The organism is Stenotrophomonas sp. STEN020, from assembly GCF_056760195.1.
This window is the reverse complement of record NZ_JBRREI010000122.1, coordinates 1-658: the sequence shown is the minus strand read 5'-3', so window position 1 is coordinate 658 and position 658 is coordinate 1. Positions and strand designations below refer to the sequence as shown.

Below are 658 nucleotides of genomic sequence, written 5' to 3'. Positions count from 1 at the left end.
GCAAGCTGTGGCATTATCGGTTCGCATTAGGTTGCACAAGCAGGGCAGCGTTTGGCAGGGGTTCCGTCAGTCGCCACAGCCGCCTAACAGTTCATTCAAGCCGACGCCGCTACGCGGCGCGGCTTAATTCCAGAGTTAGGCCTTATGAACCAACTTGACCGCTTGCGGAATTGGTACGTAGCTCAATGTGATGGGGACTGGGAGCACTCTTACGGCATCAAGATCGATACGTTGGATAACCCAGGTTGGTCCCTCAGTATCGATCTAGCTGATACCTCCCTCAGCGAAAAGCCGTTCACTTCAGTACATCGCGGTTGCTCAGAAGAAGATGTAGATTGGCTTCATTGCAAGATTGAATCAGCTAAATTTGAAGCGGCTGGGGGCATTTCGAATCTCCCGGAGATGTTGGAAGTTTTCTTGGCTTGGGCAGGCCACTGAGGCCTAACAGTTCATTCAAGCCGAACTCGCTTCGCGAGTCGGCTTAATTCCAGAGTTAGGCACCACAACGAACATGACCACCAGTCCAGAACAGCCGTACCAAGAGACAGTGGCCTGCGAGGCTCGCCAGGACGAGGGGGTCATTTTCATCAAAGTGGTGGCAATGCCTTACGAGGCTGCGGTGGAGTTCGACGTTGCACAGGCACGCGCCTTTGCGCAA

General features: G+C 53.8%; 1 protein-coding gene. It reads left to right on the top strand.

Annotated features, from left to right (window positions below; translation table 11 throughout):
- The first annotated feature begins 144 nt into the window (after positions 1 to 144).
- The gene (locus tag ACVOLZ_RS22300) at positions 145 to 438 is read left to right on the top strand and encodes an immunity 53 family protein (RefSeq protein WP_481518043.1); all 294 of its coding nucleotides are present in this window, start codon (positions 145 to 147) and stop codon (positions 436 to 438) included.
- The last annotated feature ends 220 nt before the right edge of the window (positions 439 to 658 follow it).